We start from the raw sequence: 20,866 nt of genomic DNA, 5'->3' as shown, positions 1-20,866 counted from the left end.
TGCGAGATGAGTCGGGGTTAAACGTCAAGGTGAGCCGGTGTGCGCGCTGATGGCGAGTGTCCCCGTCTCGGATGATCTGGTTCGGTTTTGCCGTTTCGAACTTCTACCACGCGCGCAGGGTGCGGACTGCTCCGGACAGAGGTTCCGCGAACTGGCGGTCGGACGCCGCAGGTTCTGGAAGAATTGTCGCTAGCAACCACTGGAGGGGCGGGGCGCCGGGTGAGGGAAGCCGCCGAGCTGCTCAGCAGGGTGGCCGTGATCGGGTCCCGGATGGCACAGCGCGCGACTCAGTCGCAAGCCAAGGAGACTGTGATTGCGTTGATCGATGGAGAATCTGACAGCGGCGATGCAGGGGTGGACGGATAGGTGACGGGTGACTTTGGCCCCGACCGCTTGCGGCAGCTCTTCGGCGACCCGAACGAGGACGGGGTCTACCTGGTCGGCGTCGTGGAGTTCTCGGACGATGCGAGCGAGGACCAGTGGTCGTATGTCGGGAACACTCAGATGGGGACCCTGGAGTCAGTTGCCAGCAGGCTCGGCTATGAGCGGCGTGACATCACGATTGCGGAGCCTTACCGAGAGCCTGGCCGTGGGGTGCTGCCGGACGGAACAGAGCTGGCAGTCACCTCGACCACCGTGCGAGGGAGCGCATCCTGGCATCGAAGTAGCCGGGAGCCAACCCCGGAGGAACGGCTCCGGTGGGCAGGGCATCCAGTGCCGCCGCCACCTCCGCCCGAGCCGGTGCCGGTCGGTCCCAACATGGAGACGGCGAGGCCTCGGATCGAGGAGCACCAGGGCGAGGTCTTCTACACGAAGACCGGCAAGCCCTTCACCTACCGGACTAACCACTACACCCTGGTGATCGTCGAGAGCCGGCGCAACGTGCAGTGGCACGAGATCAGGTCAGCGCTGGAGGCATGGCCGATCGCGGGGCCGTCGGAGATTCCACGATGCCCCGAACGTTCTGGGCGCTACGTCTACGGGATCGTGTCCGACGAGCGGATCCGGCAAGAGGACTGGTGACAACCTTGGGCCTGCGACTTTGTGGCGGCTGATGCTATGCCCGCCGAACCTGCCAAATAGTCGGACGCTGCAGCTACGGTCATGGGTGAGGTTCTACTACCGCGTCTTTCTCGTCGACCGAGCGCTGAGGAAGACCCGAGCACTGGCGAGGACGCATGGCCGAGGACCAAGAGTACGACGAGGTCCCTGCAGTCGTTCGTATCCCCAAGGGCGAGCGCCTCGCTGACTCGCGGAAGAGCGAAGGCTGGAAGTGTGGGTTTACTCCCAAGACGAGTGACAAGGGGCCGGAGCACGTCGAGATCCGCCTGAAGGCCGAAAAGGAGTCAGGTTTCACAGGCAAGCCCGAGATCGTCTACGTCACCGAGTACGTGGACGATCAGCGTCCTCAGCTCACCCCCGGCCAACAGGCGGTGGTTGACATCGCGGTCCAGGTCATCGATGGTCTCGTAGAAATCGCGGATGTGGCCACCGCGCCCAGCGACCCGAAGGCCACTGTGACGAGCGAGCAGTTCCAGCAGATGTTCATGACTTGGCTCGCTCGTGAGGACGCACAGCAGGCGCTCTGGAGCCTCATCGTGGATGCCGAGGTCGAGGATGGCGGTGCTGCCACCCTGGCATGGCAGCAGGAATTGAAAGAGCTTTCGCCTGAGCAGCGAACCGAGCGGGTCATGGAGTTCCTCGTTACCAACCCCTTAATCCTGGAGGACTTCGCTCGTCAGCTCATGGGCTGCATGGCCATCGGGCTCGGCGAGACGACTCTCAGGCGCGACCGGGTGTAGTGCCGTGCCGTTTCAGGATGGCGCGTCACTATCGTGCAGCACGGACTCGGCGATCTCGCGCACGCGGTCCATCGTGATGCCAGCGCGCTGTTCGACGGCGAGCGGGTGGTCGGTGGGTTCGAGCTCGACCAGGGGCCGCTCGCCGATCGGGTGAGTGTGGACGTGGGTCTTCAGGTTGATGGTCTACAACGGCATCTACGTCGCCCCCTGACCGCGAAACAAGGTGATCAGACACATCCCCGAAGCCTCCACGCACCCCAGTGTGGAGGCTTCGGCCCGTCCTGGGCAGAACGCTGGGGACGGTAGACCCCGGCATCAGGTCTGGTAAGCGGACCTGAGAATGCTCTCCCTGCCGAGTGAGAGGGCCGTCGGCAGGCGCAAGCGGGCTCCGCTGCTGCGCCGACCACTCGAGGATCCTAGGCCGGTCGAACGACCCTGCGTAAGGCGCGGCTGACGTGATCACGGACCACCGCCGCGGACACGTAGGAGAGCGCCTCCGGCAGGGACTCGGACACGGATGCGATCTGGTTCTCCTGCTGGCGCAGGTGGGCGTCAAGGAAGGGAACCATCGCACCCGTGGCGCTGCAGCGGGCCTGCCGCGCGTACAGCGCGGTGAGGGAGAAGGCCCAGCAGGCATGGAGGAAGCCGTAGACGGGGCGAGGCGTCCCCCGCCAGGGGGAGAAGAAGTTGACGTCGGCGGGGAGGCGCACGTCGTGGGCGGTCAGGGCGTCGTTGAGCCAGTTGTGGGCGGCCTCGTGGATAAGGTCGCGGGCCAGGACCTCGGAGTGCGCGGTGTAGTCGGTGAAGACCGTGCCCGGGAGGCGGGTGAGGGCCCAGCTGTGGAGGGTCTCGTCGAGCCGGCGGCGGTTGAGCAGGCAGATGACGGGGGCGTGCTGGGTGAGCAGGGTGCCGAAGCCGTACTCGGTTGCGGAGGCGATCGCAGCACGAACGAGGCCGAGGGCCTCGGCTAGGGCAGGGCTGGTGTCGGGGCCGACGAGGTAGTACGCGGTTTCGGAGATCTCCGAGCGGAGCAGGTCCGCGGGGTGCGGGCTGAGCACGATGTGCGGGCCGGCCGACAGGTGGGTCAGGTCTCGCACCGTCGTACGGCGGTGCCAGGCGAGGCGGTCCGCGTCCCGGGCGCGCGCCGCGTGTTCGGCGCCCTCGAGCAGGTGGTGGGCGACGGCGTAGTCGAGGGCGGACGAGCCGAGGCGGTTGCCGAGTACGGAGGCGATACGGCTGGTCCGTTGGCGCTGGTGGTCGGCGATGCCATCGAGGGCGACCAGGGCTTCCGGGGAGAGAGCGCTCATCTGGGGCTCCGGGAGTGGGACGGGGCCGGGCCGGGACGGGCCCGGCCCCGTTGCGGGTCAGGACTCGGTGGTGGGCTCAGCGGCGTCAGGCTGCACAGTGGTGGCCAGCCAGGTCTCGGTGGCCGCGTTGGAGGTGTGCGCGGTGGTGCGCACGGGGTCGCTGTCACGCAGGGACGCGACCGCCTCCAGGAACTCGTCGAACGTCTTCTCGTCTGCCACTGCTCGCTCTCTCTCCTCAAGTAGGGGCGGTGGGTCGGGGCGAAGGGCTGGTGCGGGCGGGCCGCGGGGGCCGGTCACGGATGCGTGGCTCCTTACTCGGAGACGAAGAGCGTCAGGAACTTACGAACGCGGCCGGCGCGGACCGGTTCGGTGCCGTGGACGAGCTGGCTGCCGAAGACCACGAGAGTGCCGGGAGAGGGGGCGACGCTCCATCGCGTGCGCGGCATGCTGCGAAACCAGGAAGAGGACGCATCCGTCCCGTCATGTGCGAATCGCATCCCCGGGGCGTAACCCGACCCGGTCGGCGCCTCGTCGGCGGTCCAGACGGCGTCGCTGCCCGTGGTCTCCACGTAGAACGTGCCGCCCGTGTCGTGGATGTCCGTGAGCGTGACCGTCGCGGCCGCGATCTGGCGGGGACGGGTGAGGGGATCGGGGGCGATGCCGTCGGCATGTGGGGTGATGTACTGGCCGGCGCCGTACTCGAGGTAGATCCACGGCCGGTGGCCGGTGACCGATGGCAGGGTGCGCGTGATGGCGGCCATGTGGAGCTTGAGGGCCTGGTCGAGGAGGGTGGTCGCCTCGTACGGGATGTCGGTCATCTCGATCCGGCCGGCCGGCTCGTAGACGTCCTGCGCCTCGGCGGGGGAGTGACCGGGGATCTCGTGGATGGTCGTGTGGCGGTCCGCGCCGTACCGGTCGCGCCCGAGGGGGCCGAGCGCGTCGTCCATGACGTCGTTGAGGCGCTCGATCTCGTTCGGCTTGAGGAAGCTCTCCACGGTCCGGATGGACAGCGTCTCGGCGATGTGGATCACTGCTCGCCTCCATCGCTGGAGGGGGTGGTCTCGGTCGCGCAGGCGCAGAGAGTGGACGGCGGGGCAGAGGCGGCCTCGGCCAGGGCTTCCGTGAGGACGTGCACAGCCCGGGCGAGGTCCTCGAAGTACTCGGGAGGCGTGGTGCCGGCAGAGGGTACGAGATGGAGGTCGAGCGTCGGATACACCCGGCCAGTAGTGCGGCACGTGAGCTCGTTGCGGCCGAGGACCAGCGAACACGCTGCGGGTAGGGAGGACTCGGCTCGGCTGGCGGCACGGCACAGGCGCGCGGCTGTTCGCGCGTGCTCGGTGCGGTCGCGCGGCAGGACGCCGACCGAGAGGAACCGGGGGTCGGCTCCGGGGAGGTCAGCGTAGGCGTGGCCCTGGCAGCTGTCATAGGTGACGGTGTTCCAGCCCGCGGTGAGCGCGTCGACGATCGGGCGGACGCCGGGCTCGATGCCCTCGTACCACTGGGGGTGTCGCGGGTCGAGATCGTCCGCCTCGTGGATGCCGGGGAGGCCGACCGTGTTGATGTTGCCGTGGGCGCTTACCTGGAGGCGTGCTGGCGGGCGTGGTGCGGCGGGGTCATCCCAGCGGGCCAGGAACGCCATGATGTGGTGCATGTCGTTGGGGCGGACGGGACGCCAGTGCAGCCGGGAACAGGAGGCACCGGGCGGGAGATCCGGCTGGGCGAGCAGGGCGGCGACGCCGTCGATCAGGCGCATGCGGTGGTCGCAGTACGCGTCCTCGTCGCCCGCGGCGGCGAAGCGGAGGCGGACCGCCGGGCAGCCCGCGCCGCAGGTGTCGCGGTAGTCGCAGGTCGTGCACTTCGTGATCTGGGAGCGTGCCTGCTGAAGCAGGGAAGAGCTGCCCTGGGTTCTGGCCACGTCCGCCTCAGCGTGTACGTCACCGAGCGCGGCGAGGCCGGCCTGCGGCCAGGGCAGTTCGTCGCAGCTTCCGAGGCGGTCATCGGGATAGAGCGTGAGGACGTGCTCGCACTTCAAGTCGGAGAAGTGACAGGAACGGGTTTGTAGACCCCTCAGGCGGCGGATGACGGAGACGACGGGCTCCAGCTTGACGCGGCAGAACAGGCCGTCGGCGACCCAGTGGTGGGCGGCCTCCAGAACGAAGTCGGCGTACTGACGCGGCGTGACGGCCCAGGCCGGGCCGGTGGGGCCGATGGCCCGTCGCTGGAGTGCCCGGCTGGTCGGCGTACGGGATCCGACCACCGTGGTCGACCGGGTGACGGCCGCGTCGAAGCACGGCACCAGGCTGACCGTCGTCACGGAGGGAAAGGAGGCGAGGTGCTCCATGACCTCGGAGGCCCGGCCGAGGACGTACGGGGTGACGGCGCAGATGACGCCGACGCGGCGTTCCCGACGGCCGAGAAGTTCCAGGGCTTCGACCACTCGGGGGTACGTGGGCTGGCCGTCGTAACCGACGCGCCACGAGTTCCCCAGTGCGTCCCCATCGAGGGAGAGGCCGATCTCCAGCTGGGGGCAGTGCTGCTCGAACAGGTCCAGCCAGGCATCGTCGAACTGGAGGCCGTTGGTCTGGAGGCTCACGCGGATGACGTTCGGCTGTGCGGCGAGCGCGTCCAGGATCTCCGCGATCCGTTCCCGGCCGGCGGTCAGGGGCTCCCCGCCGTGGAGTTCGACGCTGAGCGGACGCCCGGAGAAGATCGAACCGAGGCGGTGGACCTGTTCCGCGCTGATGCGGGCGCCGCCCGGTGACTCCTTGCGCTTCTCGAAGCAGTACAGGCAGTCGATCTCGCAGGTCTCCCCGCGGAGCTTGAGGATGACGGAGACGGCCGTGTCCGGCCCGGTGCTCAACAGCGGGGCGTAGAGACTCTCCAGGTCGATGGAGGCGGTGCGGGTGACGGGCATCAGAGGACTCCGGAGGAGGAGAGGCGCGGTCTACGCGTCATCGGTGGAGACCGTGGACAGCCACCCGAGGAGCTGTCCGCCGGTGATGGGGATGTGGACGTCGCCACGGCGAAGGAACCACCCGTCGGCGTACCGCTGGGGCAGCCAGCCGGCGTCAGGGGCACCAAGATGGGGAGGTTTCTGCAGTGGGTCGTCGACGGGCCAGCAGTCCAGAAGCGCTCTCGTCACGCCTCGCTGAACCGGACGGAACCACTCCCACGTCTCTGCGCGAGCCGGGTCGATCGACGGGCGGGGCTGCGCGTCGGCAAGCAGCGGCAGCCACTTGTCGCCGAGGACCGGGTGGCCGGCCGCCGCGCAGCCGAGCGCGGTGAGGCAGGTCTCCAGCTTCCGGCACACGACGCCGGCCGGTTCGGCCAGGCCGTCCTCGACGAGGCCGGTCAGGTCCTCCGCGAGACTCGCAGCGACCTCGGCTTGGTCGGCGACCGCCCAGCGGCGGTAGCCCTGGCGCTCCCCGGGGTCGAGCACCGGATCCCAGCGCCCGGAGTCGTAGGAGAGGGCGGTACGCAGACACATGAGGTCGTGCATCGAGGCGCGCACCCGACGGAACGATCCGAGGTCGTCGCGGCGCACGTCGAAGGAGCGGAGCAGGTGACGGAGTTCCTCGGCCCGCTGCGGCGCCGTCGCCTGGAGGTCGACACGGATGCCGTCCACGATGCGCGACTCCCACGCCGGAAGGCCGCCGTCCACGATGCCACGCAGGTCGATGTCGCTCGCTGCGTGGGCGAAGCCGCAGGCGAGGGCTCCCTCCAGCCAGACCTCGCGGGCCTCGCCGGATGCGACCAGCGCCTGGGCGACTCTGTCGGCGATCTCCCGGCGCAATCGTGCCGATGGGTTCACCGGTGGCCTCCTTCGATCAGGATCCTGTTGTCAGCGGTGATCTCCTTGAGGACATCGACGGCCCATCGGTCGAGCGCGCCGCGCACGTCGGAGCGCTGGGCGCCGATGTGGGGCGAGGCCAGGAGGTTGAGCGGCGTCGTGGAGCCGGTGAGGAGCGGCAGGTGCTCTCGCTCGACCGGGTCGAGGGCGAGCCCGGAGAGCCTCCCGTCCGCCAGTGCCCGCAGGCAGGCGGCCACGTCGAGGGTCTCCAGCCGACCTGCGCAGATGAGCAGAGGCCGCTGCGGTGCGACGCGTGCGAGGAAGTCCTCGCCGATGAGCTGTTCGGTCGTGGGACGCAGCGGCAGAGCGATCACGTGCACCTGAGACTGCTCCATGAGGGCTGTAGCTGACAGCTCCCGCAGACCGGGAGGGTTCGACAGCCACGCGGCGAAGGCCGTCCGGCCCACGAAGGGGGCAAGGGCCCAGTCGGCGGCCAGCCCGACCTGACCCGCGCCCCAGATACCTGCGGCCAGGGTGCCGAGTGACGCACCCATGCACGCCTGCTTCTCGTGCTGTCCGAGCAGCAGCGCGTGATGCCCCAAGGGGATCCGCCGGGCCAGGGCGAGGGCAGCGGCAAGGACCCACTCGCCCACGGCGCCCGCGCCGGCCTCGGCGTTGCGGTGCAGTGTGATGCCACGGTGCCGGAGGGCGCTCACGTCGATGTGGTCGATGCCGGAACCGGCCCGTACGACATGCCGCAGGCGAGGGAGCGCGTCGAGCTCCCGCTCGCCGAGCCGGACGCCGGAACGCAGGACGAGCACGACCGTGTCGGCGGGCGGAGGCGAGTCCAGGTCCGGCAACTCGTGTACGGCGACATCGGGCAGGGCGCGGCGGATCGCGTTCGTGTCCGCCGCACCGCGTAACACCAGGACAGCGCTCATCCGAGGAACTCCGGCTTCTCGTACCGGCCGAAGGCGAGATCACCCTCGCCGACGACGACGGTTACGGGCGACGGCGTGCCGAAGTACGCGTCGCAGGCGCGCTTCACGCCCGGGAGCCCGTCCCAGGCTCGCGGATTGACCGCCGTGTCCGCGTAGTCGTCGACGAACAACACGCCCGTCGGCATCAGGCGGGTGACGCAGTGCGTGAGTCCCGTGAGGGTCGAGTCGTAGAAGTCGCCGTCCAGGTAGGCGAACGCGATCTCGTCGGGCAGCTCCTCGGAAAGGGTCTCGTCGAACCATCCCGGATGGATGACCGGCGCCGGCCTGCCCCAGGCCGCGTGCGTGGCGCGCACGTCGTCCGGGGACGACCGGAGTTCGCCCGCCGCCAGGTGGTCCGAGTCCTCGGAGCCGGGCGCGGGCATGCCCTGGAAGGAGTCGTAGACGTGGATCTCGCGGTCGCGGTCGCCCAGCGAGTCGAGCACGCTACGGATCCAGAGGGCCATCGCGCCCCTGTAACAACCGAGTTCGACCACAGCTCCCGGCAGACTGCGGTCAGTCAGGTCGGCGAGCTCGTCGGCGATCACGCGGAGCCGGTCGGCACAGACCGTCCCTGCGTGCTCCCGTAGCAGCCACTCCCGCAGATCCTTCAGCTTCGGATCCATGAAGGTCACCACCTGTCCACGAAGGGGTCGGCGAGTTCCCCGCTCAACGCCGCGGACAGCGGGCGGTTGATCCGGGGTAGCAGATACACGTCGCCCAGACGTTCCAGCGGGACCCACTCGAAGCCCACCTGGATGGGGTCCGGCGGTTCCGGCATGCGCGGCTCCGCGTCGTCCACCTGCTCCGCGAGGAAGTTGAACTGGACCTTCTGTACGTCTCCGAACTCGTCCTTCCACGACTCGGGGACGTACTCGACGACGTACAGCAGACGCCGGGCCACGACCTGCAGACCGGTCTCCTGCGCGACCTTGCGGTTCACGGCCCGGCGCAGATCCTCGCCGACCTGGGCCTTGCCGCCGGGAAGGTTGTAGTGGAACCCAGCCTCGTCGTCGTACGACAGCAGGAGGACGGCGCCGTCGCGCACGATCGCCGCCTTCACGGAGACGCTGATCCGAGGCAGTTCGGGTGTCAGAGGCACGACAGCGCCTCCGGCTCGCCGACGCGCATCAGGTCGCCGACCTCCGCCAGAGACCCCACGACGGTGGAGTGGAAACTCCCTCCGCGCCGGAACTGACGGGCGGCGGCGCGCATACCCGCGAGGGCGGCACGGCTGAGCTGGTTCGCGTAGATGCACAGGCGGAAGCCGGCCTCGCCGAGTTCGGCGGCGCTCAGGTCGGGGAACGCCGTGGGCACGCTGACCAGCGGCACGCCGTGACTCCACGCTCGCCCGATGGCCCGCGCCTGATCACCGGTCGCGTCCTTGGAATGGATGAGTACCGCATCCGCTCCGGCTTCGGCGTACGCCTCGGCGCGGGCGATCGCCGTAGCCATGTCATGGCCTGCGATCAGGGCCTCGGTGCGGGCCACGACCACGAGGCCGTCGCCGGCGACCTTCCGTATGCGCCCCACCTGCTCGCACAGCAGGTCCCGGTCGGCGAGGTTCTGGGCCCGGTGGGCCGCGAAGCTGTTGCACTTCGGGTACGCGCTGTCCTCCACACACACAGCCGCGGCTCCGGCGCGCATCAGGTCGTACGCGAACCGCTCCGCCGTGCGCCCCGAACCGCCCGCGTTGTCGATGTCCACGATGACGGGCAGATCGGTGACACGGCCGAGCGACGCGACCACGTCGGACAGGTCCCGGGGGCCCAGGACGTTGGCGTCCGGCAGCCCGGAGGCCGCAGACACCTCCAGACCGCTCACCCACAGGGCGTCGAAGCCCGCTTTCGCCGCGACATGCGCGGCGAGCGCGTTGACCGCACCGATCGCCAGGAGCGGGTGCTTCCGTTCGCTGTCGGCAAGGGCCTTGCGCAGATGCACCGCCTTCGTGCCGTCAGCCATGGGTCTCTCCTCCTTCCGTGCGGGCGGCGACCGGCGGCACCAGCTGCCGTTCACGCAGTACGTCCCAGGCAGCGAGCAACACCTCGGACCGGGGCCGACGGGCGTCCAGGCGGACCACGTCGCCGAGGAGCGGGAACTCGTCGGGTTTCGAGACCACGGCCTCGTAGGTCTCGCGAACCCGGCTTTGGACGTCGTGCACGTCCCAGTCGGCCCGGACGGCGTCACCCTGGCGGGCCTGCGCCCGGCTCATCGAGGCGTCGGTCTCCAGGTCCAGGACGAACGTGAGATCCGGGGCCACGGTGAGCTGCGCGGCCAGCACCTCGTACGTCTCCGACACCCTCATGTCGTGCTTCACGGCGAAGAAGGCCAGCTCGCTGAGGAGCCAGCGATCCGCGATCACGGGCCGGGCCGGCCGCTGCGGGAGCACGAGGCGATCCAGCGTGGTCCGCTTGTCCGCCGCGATCGCGGACAGGTAGGCGTCACGGTTCCCGGCGTTCGGCTGGTACTTGCCGGTGACGATGGCGGCAGCCTGGTCTGCGGCGAGGAAGTTGGTGGTGAGCATGCAGAGCGGGGTGACGCCGTAGAGCCCGTCCCAGAGCCGGAACAGACCCTTGCGCAGCGTCGTCTTACCGGTGCCGTCGAGCCCCTCGATGACGATGAACGGATAGCGGTGGTTCATTCGACCTGCCCCGCCCCTGTGCCGCCGACGTACTTGGTGAAGCGACCCCGCCAGCGGGCCGTGGTGGACACCAGGTCCACGAGCCGGAGCTCCGCCAACTCGTCGATGAGGCCGGGCAGCTCAGGCTCGACGCAGATTCCGGCCTCGATGGCCCGGCAGTACGCGGCGCGGAGGGCCGGGTCATCGTCGGAGTCACGCAGCGCCGCCTCCAGCACCCGCGTGGCCATGCCGTGGGCCACGACGCTCACCGCGGTGCCCAGGGCCTGCTCATGGAGCGGGCTCGGGTGCGGCTCCAGCGTGATGTGGTGCACCCCGCGGTGGCGGATGACCGTGAAGAAGCCCACCCACCACGCGGCGGCGGCGCTGACGGTCGTCACAGCGTCGGACCAGGCCGCCCCGGACTGCTCAGCGAGGATGCTCTGGGCAGCGGCGTCGGCGGCGCGCTGAAGTGCCCCGTGCCGGTTCCGCGACTCCGCTCCGTGTCGCTGGGGCAGCTCCCACCAGAAGCCGAGCCCGGCGTCCTCCAGCAGCGCCATCGCGGACCCGTCGGTTGCCGGCAGCGGAGACGGGCGCTGGGCCAGCACGGAGACATCGGCGCCCGGCACGTCCGGCAGCACCTTTCCCTCGGCGACGGCAGCCCGCCATTCGTCGAGATGGAGATGGAGCCGCTGGGTCAGCAGCCCGTCCGCCAGCGTCTGCCAGGCATGGGCCAGCGGCGGCGAACCGGGGGGCCGTGGCGGCAGGGTCAAGGAGGTCACAGGTCGGATCCTCACGTCCGGGGAGTCGCGGCACGCGGCTCCGGTCGGTGGTGCTCCACCACGATGGCCGCCACCAAGGCCCACGCCTATGAGTGTTTATGAGCCCCACCAGCGGAACGTGTCCGGGCGGTCGCAGAGCGAGGGAGAATGCCGACCATGGTCGACAGCGGACAGCGGCGGTGTACGCGCTGCGGTGCCCTTCTCAGTCGCTTCAACGCCGGTACACGATGCGCCTCGTGCCAGGACGGGCAGGCCGCCCGACGGGCCGACTCGGCCTTCTGGCGCGATCCGACGGTCCGGCGAGCCGTGGCCGCATGGGAACTCGGCACCGTCGTCAAGCTGTTCAGGAAGCACACGGGCCTGTCCCAGGCCGGCGTGGCGCGGATGGTCCGCATCGACCAGGCCGAGGTCAGCAGACTGGAGCGCGGGCTCAAACAGATCCGCGACCGACGGCAGTTCGTCCAGTGGACCGACGCGCTGGGAGTTCCGGAGGAGTTGCTCGGGCTCCTGCCCACGGCCGATCCGCACATCCCGGACTCCACAGGCCGACCGGGAACGGCGGACACCGGAGCCCGTGGGTACGCGGCGTTGCCCGAAGGGTCGGGACAACTTCTTTTACCCGCCGGGCGGTCCGTCTCGACGACGGCGATTCCCGTGCTGACCCTTCCCGCAGCCTCCTTCCTCGGGGACAGCCTGCGACTCGACTCCCGCCCGGAGCTGGACGCCTGGCGCACTATGCCGATGCGCGCGCTCGTCGTCGCGAACCGCACGGTGGACGGGGCGGTCCGGCAGTTCGTCACCGACGCCCGACCGAGCGGCGTACGCGCCACCGCCTCCGACCCGGTCGACATTCCCGCCGCGTACGAACTGGACGACCTGACTTACGGCATCCTGTGGGCCGTGTCGGGATTCGAGGCGGCACTGCTCGGCGACGACCAGACCCTGCACACCTCGCTGGCCACGCTCACCGCTTCCCCAGGCGCGCCAATCGCCTCCGCCCAGGGACTGACCGATGTCTCCCGGATGCTCATCGGCTCGGAGACCGCAGCCCGGTACATCCTGGGCCACCGTGACCACCTGGGCGACGCACCCGTCTTCTGGACCAGGGAGCAGCGCGGTGAGGAGGCCGCCACCTGGCTGTTCTTCCGGCACAAGTACCGCTACCTCGAACGAATGGCACCCCGGCGACCGGGCGGTACCAGTGGCCGGGGGTTCTGCGTCCCCGAGACGGCGGTCGCAGCCTCGCCGGCGTACGAGCGCGTTCTGCTGTTCCTAGCCATCGCGCTCATGGAGTCCTTCGGCATCCGTACCTGGGTGACCGATGACGGAGGCTTCGCCCACACCGACGGCTTCGCGCTCTCCCACGGGCGCCGCGCCGTCATTGCCTCATGGGTACGGACCGATGGAGCGTCCCACCTCGCGGTCACCGCGCGGCCGGGAGCCCTGCGGACGTTCGCCGATGTGACGGGCCACGTCAGCCACCACTCGGCCACGGCGGCCGAGCAGGCCGGACAGCGCCTCGCGGCAACCGCGGAGTACCTCGGCCTCAACGTCTCCTGGCTCGGTCGCCGGTGCGCAGAGCTGTCGGCCGTCGGCACCGAGCGGCTCGCCCGGCCGCGCAGCCGGCTGCTCGGCCTCGAAGGGCTGGAGGCCGCCTGCCGGTTCGTGGCCGAGCAGCTGGTGATCATTCCGCGTACCCGGACGGCGCCGACCCGATAGCCTGCGTGAACCACTCGCGAGGCCGCGCTCGGCGGCGTCCGGTCAGGGGAGCAGGGGATATGACGGAGTCGGTCAGGAACGTGGCGGTCTTCTCCCTCGGCGGCACAATCGCCATGACCACGGATCCCACCACCGGAGGCGTCGTACCTGCGCTCTCGGCCCACGAGCTCCTCGCCGCGGTACCCGCCCTGGCCACGAGCGGCATCGGCCTCAAGGTGCGGGACTTCCGCCGTCTGCCTGGCGCCTCCCTGACCTTCGAAGACCTCACCGCCTTGTCGGCCGCGATCGCGGCGGAGCTGGAGACCGGAGACGTCGACGGAGTCGTCATCACCCAGGGAACCGACACCATCGAGGAGACCGCCTTCCTCCTTGACCTCTACCACGGCCACGAGCAGCCGGTCGTCGTCACCGGCGCGATGCGCAATCCCACTCTGCCCGGCGCCGACGGTCCGGCCAACCTCCACGCCGCCGTCCTGGCCGCCGCCGACCCCGTACTCCGGGGCGCTGGCTGCCTCGTCGTACTCGGCGACGAGATCCACTCGGCCTGGACCGTCCGCAAGTCCCACACCACCAGCCCCGCCGCCTTCACCTCGCCAGCGTGCGGCCCGATCGCGCGGATCGCGGAGAACCGGGTGCGGATGGTGAGCGGCCTGCCGCGCCGCGGACCGCTGGTCGGAGCCCCCGACCGTGAGGCGCGCGTCGGGCTCTACACCGTCACCCTCGGCGATGACGGAGCCCTGCTCGACCTGTGGGACGGCAACTGCGACGGACTCGTGGTCGCGGCCTTCGGCGTCGGCCACGTTCCGGAGTGCCTCGTCGAAGGGCTTACCAAGCTCGCGTCCCGCATCCCCGTGGTCCTCGCATCCCGCATCGGCAACGGACCCGTCCTGTCCGACACGTACGGCTTCCCCGGCTCCGAGAAGGACCTCCTCGGCCGCGGGCTCGTCGGCGCCGGAGACCTCGGCCCGTACCAGACGAGGCTTCTGCTGCAGGCGCTGCTCGCCCAGGGCGCCGACGGGGCGACTGTCCGCGAGACCTTCACCACCGCCTCCGCCCGCTGATCCCACTCCATCAGGAGACACCCGCGCATGCGTGCTCACGAGCTGACCGTCGGCCGTACCTTCGGCGTCACCTTCGACCACGGGGAGGATTTCTTCGAGGCGCTGTCCACGTTCTGCCGGGACAACGGCGTACGGCAGGGCTACATCCCCTCGTTCATCGGAGCCTTCGCGGAGGCCGAAATCGTGGGTGCCTGCGAGAAGCTTGCGGACCCGGACGCACCGGTCTGGGCGAAGACGTACGTCACCAACGTCGAGGCGTTCGGCGCCGGCACCCTCGCCCATGACCCCGCCACCGGCGGGATACTCCCGCACATCCACGTCTCCGCCGGCCTGAAGGCCCAGTCGGCCGACGGCAGGACGAGCCACCTCCTCAGCGCCAAGGTCCAGTTCCTCAGCGAGCTGCTGATCGTGGAGGTCACGTCGCCCACGATGACCCGGCCCCGGAACCCCGACCTCTACGACGTACCGCTGCTCACGTTCGGCTGACCGGCAGGAGCTGGCGGAGCCAGTGGTGGCCGGGCGCGATCACCTTGATCGCGTCCGCCAGCCAGGCACGTGCCGGGGCGTCGAGCAGCGGCAGTACCGCTTCGAAGTCGGTCTCGTCCTTGTCCCGGGTCGCCTTGGCCTTGTAAAAGAGCTGCACCTCGGGCGCGAGATACGGGATGCCCGTCTCGGTCGTGCGTCCGAGCTGGTCGATCGGGAGGCGAACCGCCGGGTCACGCCGCGAGACCCACTGGGTGCCCTCGGCCTCGTCCAGCATGAGCTGCACCGACCAGGGCGCCTTGGGCGTGCGGCGGCACCAGATGTCGTGGAGCGGCTGCCGAAGGACCTCGCCAGGACGCCATGGTCGAAGCTCCCCCTGGCCGGGCGGGTCCGCCACGTACAAGTCCCAGTCGGCCAGCAGGCCACGTACGAGGGCCTGGTCGCGCCGGAGGATGAGGACATCGAGATCGCCGTGCGCGCGCAGCTCGCGGCCGACCACGAGTTCGATCGCGTAGCCACCGGCGATCCACCACGGGAAGTCCGCCTTGGCGAAGACCGCGGCCACATCCACGGGGCGATCCGGCACCCAGCGTCCCAACAGGTCAGCACTCACATGCCCATACTCCCAGTGATCAGACTCGCGGAGGCGAAGGCCGGTGATGGGTCGGAGGTCTCGCTGGGGCGCCCTGTTGCCCGCTCGCACTCTCTGCGCTCATAAACGCCCATGAGCACCAGGGACACCGGCATCCATTGTTGAGTACGTGACTCGTGACCGGTCTCGTGGCCGGTGCTTGAGCCACGATCCTTCCGGGGCGGCGTGCCCGAAGCCAGGTGCTTCCTACGGCCGTATGCCTCTCAGCGGCGTACTGGCCGCATTTCCGCGACCACGCTGTAGCCCCGGGAGTAGGCCATCGCCGTTACCCACAGGAAGGTCCGTCGCCCGATGATCAGCGCGCCATCCGCCGCTCTCGGCCTCGTGTACCGCTGGACCGACCACACTCTCCATCCGACGGGTGAAGCCCGCGCGGTCCTGCGACGTGTCCTCAAGGACCTGGGGCTGTCTGGGGACCTCGTCAGCGGCGGCGTCCTGGCCGTCTCGGAGCTCGTGGCGAACGCGCACGAGCACGCGTGCGGCCCGTACGAGATGTACGTCCGCTCGGCCGCCGGGAGGTACATCTGCGAGATCCATGACGGAGACCCTCTGCTTCCTGCGGGCCTCTACAGCGGTGCCACGTCGCCTTCGGACGCCGAACCGGCCGAGGGGCCGGGCAGAGTCCTTGTCGAGCGTGGACGAGGACTGCGCATCGTCAACGAGCTGGCCCAGGGACAGTGAGGGAGGGGATACAAGAGGACCTGACGAGGCAGGTGCCGTCGCCTGGGAACTGGCGACGGGAGAGTCGAATCGGCTCCGATGCGCGTGGCGGGGCTGGTGAACATGCCGAACCGGCCCGCAGGACAGGGGTGTCCACGGGAACTTCAAGGTCCGCGAGTCAGAAGCCGCCATGGCACGACGCCATGGCCGGACAGCTTCTGCTTCTGCAAACCTGAGCAGCATGGGCTCACGTGGAGCGAAGTCACAAGCTGCTAAGCCGAATTGGTCAAGTCTGTCTCGAACGATTCGATCTCTTGCTTGAATCAATTGCGTTCGCTCATGCTCGAGAAGCGCGGTAGCTGTGCCCCTTGGCGTCAACCCGGCGCTCGGCCTCTGCCTCAGGGCAGGCTGCGAGTGGTTCCTTCCTTGAGGGGTCGGTTCGGTTGGCTGGCCCAGCCCGCAGCGTGCTGCCAGACCGGATCCCTTGATCCGCTGCTCAGACGCCCGTCCCGGCGTACGATGGCGAGCAGGTTCGTCACCTTCAGCCAGTCCAACGAGCGTCGTCACACAGGCTGTTGGCCGGAGCGTTAGGTGTTCTCTCCGCCAGCATAGTTCCGGACCTCCGAGAGCGTCTTCCTCGGCCGTGTTGCATGTAGCATGCCACTGCATGTGCCGATTCGGTGAATATTCTGCAGGTGCGGATGCCGAGCGCGGCCACGACAGGAGTTCAGGGTGGAACCGCCAGAGGCCCGCACGCAGTTGAGTGGGATGCTGCTGTGTACAGATGAGGGACGCCTTCCGCTGCCCACTTGGGCAGTTTGGTTTGCTGAACTCGGCTCCTGGGCTGTTGATGTGGCAGAGCAAGGAGTCTGTGGCACCATCGCGGTTTCAATTCCTGCTCGCGAGTTCGCCAGTGTCCTTATTGGCTGCGGAGCGGTGTATGCCGCCTTTAAACCACAGTTGGATACGTCGCCTCGAGGTTCACAGTTCCACCGCGCCGTCCGGCTGGAACCCGGGAGCCATGCTGTTCGCCTCGTTTCGACGCTGAACAACACTGCGTTCGTCGGAATCCTTAATGAAGCGGTGACGAAGAATCACCGCGAGGGTTACAGCGTCGGCGGAGCATGGATTCCGGCGGACAGATACCGGATCGACCTCCTCCGCTGGCCAGATAACCCTAAAGATTTCATGGGCCAGAGCCGCATCCTGGAGCACTTCGACATTCCGGTCGACGCGGATGTACTGTTCCCCGGCTCGGCCGCCGACTTCTGCGGCTTCAGCGCCCTCCACTGCGCGATCGTGGGCAACGGCGCGGCAGTACAGCAGGAGGCTGAGGTCTTGGTCGCGACCTCGACGACGGCCGAGCCGGTGCCGCTCGGAACCCTGCTCCGTCCCCGCACTGTCCGCGAAAAGGCCCGCCAGTTCCGCAGTGTGCTGGTGCCCGCCAGGGAAGACCCTGAGGACTACTGCGAACTCATTGCCTCGCGGAGACCCCAACTTGTGATCCTAGACGGGGCAGCAGCGGTCTGCAGGTGGCTCGGCTCAGAGATGGCACCGGTCACGATCGCGCTCGTCGAACGCACGGCACCCGCCGGCGAAGCCGCGGCAGATAATCTCGATCGCAGCCGGGCCAGGAGTTCGCGCGATTTGCTGCTTCCTGCGGACCTCATACCCGTTCCTGCTGGTATCGAGGTGCTTGCATGGCAGAGCGAAGCAGGGAACCCGTGACGATGCTGAAACAGATCAACCAGGTATACGCATGTGCAGCGAAGTGTGAAATCTGGGACCAAACCGTCGAACACCCGACCGTACGGGCTTTCGCCTTCGCGGCGACCCGCTTCTTGCGAGGCCTCGGCGAAGCCGCGGACTCCGAACTCTGGAGATCCAGCGCTGCCCTCCTGCGCCGGTATCGACGCCTCGTCTGCACGGTTCCGCTCCCGTTCAGTCATCCACTCCTTCAGCTGGAGGCGGCGGTCCTGCAGCTCGACGAGGCAGTCCTCAGGCTGGAGAAGATCGCCGACCCCGAGCACGTCGACCGGTTGCGGGACGCGAAGCCGATCCTTGCGATCCTCGCGGCTGACGGCGGCGATCCGCTGGGCCAGTGCGCGCGGGAGTTCCTGACTCTGGACGACCCCCGCAACGGTTTCGTCGTCTTGTCCGACCGGCGATTCACTCAAGCGGTCGCTGAGGCAATGGCACTGAACGGTGCGGAGGTAAAGGTTGGAACAAGTGCCGACCTGCTGGGGCACGATATCTATGCCTCTGCTGTAGTCGTCGGCTCACCTACCTGGATGAACCCGGGCCTCTTGAACGCGCCCCGGACCGAGAACCTCGCGCTTGTGCACTACGGTTTCTTCCGCGAGGACCCGGAGGTGACGCCACTCCTGTTCGGACCAGCAGACAGTACGGGTGTCACACGCCCCATCAAGAAGTCGAAGCTCTTCCGGTGCGAACCCTCGGAGGCTCCGGGGGCGGGATGGCAGTCTGCGGAACCGGACGAAGCCGACCTGCTTGCCGCTGGAGAGTGTTCTTCGGTCGAGGAAATCCGGGCTGCGTTTCCCCAGTATCTGTCGGCCGGCCACAGCGGAGCACCGGACCAGGTCGAGGCGCGTGTGGGCGTCCTCGCTGACGGCTCGCACGTGCTTCTGCCGACGGGACTCGACGCCCGTGTGCTTTCGCTGGACGTAGGAGAGTTCCCCGACGTCCAGGTAGAACAAGTGATGGCCTCTTCGGTGGGTCGCGGCGACTACCTCGTTTTGCGGAATCGCCCCCATCAACAGGACCTCATCGACCGGGCAGATTCCATCCTCGGCCCCGAGGCGGCTTCGCTGCGCGTTACACAGGCCGAGTGGAAGGGACAGCTGCTGGAACGAACCGAGCAGCACCCACGAGGCATCCGGGGGGTCGCTGACGAACTCCGCAGCCGGGGAGCAGCCACCGTCAACGTGAGCTACTGGGTCAGTGACTGGTGCATCCGCCCGAGGCACAAGGAGGACTTCGCCGTCGTGCTGCGCTACCTGGGAGCCGGCGCCAATGTCGACAGGATCTGGGAACGGCTGCGACGAATCGACAGTGCTCACCGCAGTGCCGGGCAGCGGCATGCGGACTACCTCCAGTGGGCAATGACGCCGGACTCCGTGCAGCAACTCGTAGCGGCTGGCTGGTGCACCGTCAGGCCCAAAGGTTCGGACAGCGAGACACTTGTCGCCCGCCTCGACGAGATGCTTCCGGACACCCTGCTGGTCCCGGTGAACGCCCTCTGCCGACTGCGCACCACGGAGGACACACAATGACACGAATGATCCCGCCGTCCTTTGACCCAGAGACCACCAGCCCTGGGGAACGCGAGGTCTTCGAGCGGTTGCGCGATGATCCGGCCACGGAAGGATGGATTGCGCTCCACTCTCTGGGTATCGCGAGGCACCCGAGGCAAATCCAGGGTGAGGCCGACTTCGTGGTGATCGTCCCGGGGAGGGGCATAGTCTGCCTGGAAGTGAAGTCGCACCTGAGCGTGGCGCGGCTCGCAGACGGGCGCTGGGCACTCGGGAGGCAGCGTCCGGAAGCTCGTGGTCCGTTCAAACAGGCGGACGAGGCACAGCATGCGATCACGGCAGAGCTCAGAAAGGCTTATCCCCCGCTGCCTTCCCTGCCCATTACCTCCGCTGTCTGCTTCACCCATGCCCGCTTTCAGGTTCCTCATCCCACCGAATGGCACCCGTGGCAGGCAATCGACACGGTTGCCTTTCATCGCAACCCCATCTCGGCGCTCCTGCTGGGTGTCATCAAAAGCCATCGTGAGCATCTCGCCGGAACCCCGAGTGCCCGTTCCTGGTTCTCGCTGTCGCATGTGGAACCGACCCCTGCGGCGTGCACTCGTATCCTGGACGTACTGCGACCGGCCTTCGAGTTCGTCGAGCCGCCGAAGATTCGGCGCTACCGCCGTCAAGAGGAAGTCGAGCAGTTCACACGCCAGCAGTACCAGCTACTCGACATGATCGCAGAGAACCCTCGCTGCATCGTGAAGGGGGCGGCCGGAACTGGCAAGACCTTCATCGCCCTGGAGGCTGCCCGCAGGCTTGCCGCCGAAGGCGCGCGAGTGCTCCTCTGCTGTTACAACAACCTCCTGGGGCAATGGCTCAAAGAAGAGACTGCCGCCGAGACCCTGATCACCGCAGGCACACTTCACAGCTACATGGGAAAGCTTGCACCGAAGGCACAGGAGCAGCATCGTCCGACCGACGGTGACTTCTATGCCGAGGTGCTCCCAGAGCTCGCCCTTGGCACCCTCCTGGAGGGGTTTCCGCCCTTTGACGTCTTGGTCGTGGACGAGGCACAGGACCTCATGTTGGATGCGTACCTTGATGTTCTCGACGTCTCTCTTCGAGGGGGTCTCGGCAGCGGCAGGTGGTTGTGCTTCGGCGACTTCACGAACCAGGCGATCTACGACTCAGGGTTTGCGGGGATCGGTCTGCTGAAGGACCGGACGGGCGCCGGCTCCGCGTCCTTCACTTTGACTGCGAACTGCCGCAATGTTCCCTCGATCTCCCAGTATGTGGAGGAGACCTCGCGTCTGGATCCCGGTTACAGCGGGACCCTTCGAGCGGAGAACGAGCGCGAGGCCGTACGAGAGTGGTGGTCCACGCCTGCTGAGCAGGACCAGCACCTTGCCAAGCATCTGGCCAGACTTCACGCCGACGGATTTGCTCCGGACGAGATCGTCGTGCTGTCGTTCCGCGGAAGGGGAAGCGCAGCAGAACTGTGCACCGACCCCCGCTGGTCGCGCCAACTGACTCCGTTCGCGAAGACGCAGAGCCGGAGCATCGCGCATGGAACGGTCCATGCGTTCAAGGGGATGGATGCCCCGGCAGTAATCGTCACAGATATCGAGGAGATAAAGGACGCCAAGGGTGAGGCACTCTTGTACATCGCCTCATCGAGAGCACGTGACGACCTCACCATCATCGCCCGGGAAACAGCGCGCGCTGACTTCCGACGACTGGTACTGGGAGAATGACC

21 protein-coding genes and 1 pseudogene are annotated in these 20,866 nt (G+C 68.3%); 9 read left to right on the top strand and 13 right to left on the bottom strand.

The features are described 5' to 3' along the window. The first annotated feature begins 366 nt into the window (after window positions 1-366). Together ABZ945_RS18500 and ABZ945_RS18495 are read left to right on the top strand one after the other, a co-directional pair. Complete coding sequence (locus ABZ945_RS18500; protein WP_361270337.1) at window positions 367-1,023, top strand: hypothetical protein; 657 nt, start codon at window positions 367-369, stop codon at window positions 1,021-1,023. Window positions 1,024-1,178: 155 nt separating this feature from the next. After that, window positions 1,179-1,802, top strand: a complete 624-nt coding sequence (locus tag ABZ945_RS18495) for a hypothetical protein (RefSeq protein WP_361270334.1) — start codon at window positions 1,179-1,181, stop codon at window positions 1,800-1,802. Between the two features lie 12 nt (window positions 1,803-1,814). Here the strand turns inward: ABZ945_RS18495 and ABZ945_RS18490 are convergent. The 12 genes and pseudogenes from ABZ945_RS18490 to ABZ945_RS18435 form a co-directional block, all read right to left on the bottom strand. After that, window positions 1,815-1,985 (bottom strand): annotated as a pseudogene (locus ABZ945_RS18490) (DUF2199 domain-containing protein); the annotation flags it as partial. A 233-nt stretch (window positions 1,986-2,218) separates the two neighbouring features. Then, window positions 2,219-3,109 (bottom strand): HEXXH motif-containing putative peptide modification protein, encoded by an 891-nt coding sequence (locus ABZ945_RS18485; protein ID WP_361270332.1) that lies wholly within the window; start codon window positions 3,107-3,109, stop codon window positions 2,219-2,221. 57 nt (window positions 3,110-3,166) lie between these two features. Then, window positions 3,167-3,328: a hypothetical protein gene (locus ABZ945_RS18480; protein WP_361270330.1), complete on the bottom strand. Its 162-nt coding sequence runs from the start codon at window positions 3,326-3,328 to the stop codon at window positions 3,167-3,169. A gap of 92 nt (window positions 3,329-3,420) precedes the next feature. Beyond that, a complete protein-coding gene (locus ABZ945_RS18475; RefSeq protein ID WP_361270328.1) occupies window positions 3,421-4,104 on the bottom strand; it encodes a 2OG-Fe(II) oxygenase in 684 nt (227 codons plus the stop codon). Between the two features lie 32 nt (window positions 4,105-4,136). Beyond that, a complete protein-coding gene (locus ABZ945_RS18470; protein ID WP_361270326.1) occupies window positions 4,137-6,023 on the bottom strand; it encodes a radical SAM protein in 1,887 nt (628 codons plus the stop codon). Window positions 6,024-6,053: 30 nt separating this feature from the next. After that, entirely contained in the window at window positions 6,054-6,920 is an 867-nt protein-coding gene (locus ABZ945_RS18465; RefSeq protein WP_361270324.1) for a hypothetical protein, read from the bottom strand. After that, on the bottom strand, window positions 6,917-7,840 hold the full coding sequence (locus tag ABZ945_RS18460; RefSeq protein ID WP_361270322.1) for an NAD(P)-dependent oxidoreductase: 924 nt from the start codon (window positions 7,838-7,840) through the stop codon (window positions 6,917-6,919). The genes ABZ945_RS18465 and ABZ945_RS18460 overlap by 4 nt, the downstream gene beginning before the upstream one ends. After that, entirely contained in the window at window positions 7,837-8,502 is a 666-nt protein-coding gene (locus tag ABZ945_RS18455; RefSeq protein WP_361270319.1) for a TylF/MycF/NovP-related O-methyltransferase, read from the bottom strand. The genes ABZ945_RS18460 and ABZ945_RS18455 overlap by 4 nt, the downstream gene beginning before the upstream one ends. A gap of 5 nt (window positions 8,503-8,507) precedes the next feature. Continuing rightward, window positions 8,508-8,978: an NUDIX domain-containing protein gene (locus tag ABZ945_RS18450; RefSeq protein ID WP_361270316.1), complete on the bottom strand. Its 471-nt coding sequence runs from the start codon at window positions 8,976-8,978 to the stop codon at window positions 8,508-8,510. After that, entirely contained in the window at window positions 8,969-9,838 is an 870-nt protein-coding gene (locus ABZ945_RS18445) for an isocitrate lyase/phosphoenolpyruvate mutase family protein (RefSeq protein ID WP_361270313.1), read from the bottom strand. The genes ABZ945_RS18450 and ABZ945_RS18445 overlap by 10 nt, the downstream gene beginning before the upstream one ends. After that, window positions 9,831-10,517, bottom strand: coding sequence for a dTMP kinase (locus ABZ945_RS18440; RefSeq protein WP_361270311.1), 687 nt, complete (start codon window positions 10,515-10,517; stop codon window positions 9,831-9,833). The genes ABZ945_RS18445 and ABZ945_RS18440 overlap by 8 nt, the downstream gene beginning before the upstream one ends. Next, window positions 10,514-11,275, bottom strand: a complete 762-nt coding sequence (locus ABZ945_RS18435) for a hypothetical protein (protein ID WP_361270309.1) — start codon at window positions 11,273-11,275, stop codon at window positions 10,514-10,516. Before ABZ945_RS18435 ends, ABZ945_RS18440 begins: the two co-directional genes overlap by 4 nt. A gap of 306 nt (window positions 11,276-11,581) precedes the next feature. On the opposite strand from ABZ945_RS18435, the gene ABZ945_RS18430 reads away from it, so the two are divergent. The 3 genes from ABZ945_RS18430 to ABZ945_RS18420 are packed head-to-tail and all read left to right on the top strand — an operon-like array spanning window position 11,582 to window position 14,541. Then, window positions 11,582-12,994, top strand: a complete 1,413-nt coding sequence (locus ABZ945_RS18430) for a helix-turn-helix transcriptional regulator (protein ID WP_361270306.1) — start codon at window positions 11,582-11,584, stop codon at window positions 12,992-12,994. A gap of 59 nt (window positions 12,995-13,053) precedes the next feature. Beyond that, the gene (locus ABZ945_RS18425) at window positions 13,054-14,055 is read left to right on the top strand and encodes an asparaginase (RefSeq protein ID WP_361270303.1); all 1,002 of its coding nucleotides are present in this window, start codon (window positions 13,054-13,056) and stop codon (window positions 14,053-14,055) included. A 27-nt stretch (window positions 14,056-14,082) separates the two neighbouring features. Next, window positions 14,083-14,541, top strand: a complete 459-nt coding sequence (locus ABZ945_RS18420; RefSeq protein ID WP_009311896.1) for a DUF296 domain-containing protein — start codon at window positions 14,083-14,085, stop codon at window positions 14,539-14,541. Here ABZ945_RS18420 and ABZ945_RS18415 read toward each other — a convergent pair. Continuing rightward, window positions 14,528-15,151 (bottom strand): amino acid transporter, encoded by a 624-nt coding sequence (locus ABZ945_RS18415; RefSeq protein WP_361270300.1) that lies wholly within the window; start codon window positions 15,149-15,151, stop codon window positions 14,528-14,530. The two genes, ABZ945_RS18420 and ABZ945_RS18415, sit on opposite strands and share 14 nt — an antisense overlap. A gap of 330 nt (window positions 15,152-15,481) precedes the next feature. On the opposite strand from ABZ945_RS18415, the gene ABZ945_RS18410 reads away from it, so the two are divergent. The 4 genes from ABZ945_RS18410 to ABZ945_RS18395 all read left to right on the top strand — a co-directional run bounded on the left by ABZ945_RS18410 (window position 15,482) and on the right by ABZ945_RS18395 (window position 20,864). Continuing rightward, entirely contained in the window at window positions 15,482-15,871 is a 390-nt protein-coding gene (locus ABZ945_RS18410; RefSeq protein ID WP_361270297.1) for an ATP-binding protein, read from the top strand. A gap of 711 nt (window positions 15,872-16,582) precedes the next feature. Then, the gene (locus ABZ945_RS18405) at window positions 16,583-17,578 is read left to right on the top strand and encodes a hypothetical protein (protein WP_361270296.1); all 996 of its coding nucleotides are present in this window, start codon (window positions 16,583-16,585) and stop codon (window positions 17,576-17,578) included. Further along, window positions 17,575-19,143, top strand: coding sequence for a hypothetical protein (locus ABZ945_RS18400; protein WP_361270294.1), 1,569 nt, complete (start codon window positions 17,575-17,577; stop codon window positions 19,141-19,143). The genes ABZ945_RS18405 and ABZ945_RS18400 overlap by 4 nt, the downstream gene beginning before the upstream one ends. 5 nt (window positions 19,144-19,148) lie before the next feature. After that, a complete protein-coding gene (locus ABZ945_RS18395; RefSeq protein ID WP_361270291.1) occupies window positions 19,149-20,864 on the top strand; it encodes an NERD domain-containing protein/DEAD/DEAH box helicase in 1,716 nt (571 codons plus the stop codon). Window positions 20,865-20,866: the final 2 nt, after the last annotated feature.

Source organism: Streptomyces sp. NPDC046887 (assembly GCF_040644755.1).
In the GTDB taxonomy this organism is placed as follows: Bacteria; Actinomycetota; Actinomycetes; order Streptomycetales; family Streptomycetaceae; genus Streptomyces; species Streptomyces lichenis.
This window is presented reverse-complemented; position numbering and strand designations above follow the sequence as displayed.

Coding starts and splice junctions, on each gene's coding strand:
- ABZ945_RS18485 (WP_361270332.1), bottom strand. CDS start 3,109: ATGAGCGCTCTCTCCCCGGAAGCCCTGGTCGCCCTCGATGGCATCGCC.
- ABZ945_RS18455 (WP_361270319.1), bottom strand. CDS start 8,502: ATGGATCCGAAGCTGAAGGATCTGCGGGAGTGGCTGCTACGGGAGCAC.
- ABZ945_RS18445 (WP_361270313.1), bottom strand. CDS start 9,838: ATGGCTGACGGCACGAAGGCGGTGCATCTGCGCAAGGCCCTTGCCGAC.
- ABZ945_RS18495 (WP_361270334.1), top strand. CDS start 1,179: ATGGCCGAGGACCAAGAGTACGACGAGGTCCCTGCAGTCGTTCGTATC.
- ABZ945_RS18460 (WP_361270322.1), bottom strand. CDS start 7,840: ATGAGCGCTGTCCTGGTGTTACGCGGTGCGGCGGACACGAACGCGATC.
- ABZ945_RS18420 (WP_009311896.1), top strand. CDS start 14,083: ATGCGTGCTCACGAGCTGACCGTCGGCCGTACCTTCGGCGTCACCTTC.
- ABZ945_RS18395 (WP_361270291.1), top strand. CDS start 19,149: ATGATCCCGCCGTCCTTTGACCCAGAGACCACCAGCCCTGGGGAACGC.
- ABZ945_RS18410 (WP_361270297.1), top strand. CDS start 15,482: ATGATCAGCGCGCCATCCGCCGCTCTCGGCCTCGTGTACCGCTGGACC.
- ABZ945_RS18440 (WP_361270311.1), bottom strand. CDS start 10,517: ATGAACCACCGCTATCCGTTCATCGTCATCGAGGGGCTCGACGGCACC.
- ABZ945_RS18470 (WP_361270326.1), bottom strand. CDS start 6,023: ATGCCCGTCACCCGCACCGCCTCCATCGACCTGGAGAGTCTCTACGCC.
- ABZ945_RS18425 (WP_361270303.1), top strand. CDS start 13,054: ATGACGGAGTCGGTCAGGAACGTGGCGGTCTTCTCCCTCGGCGGCACA.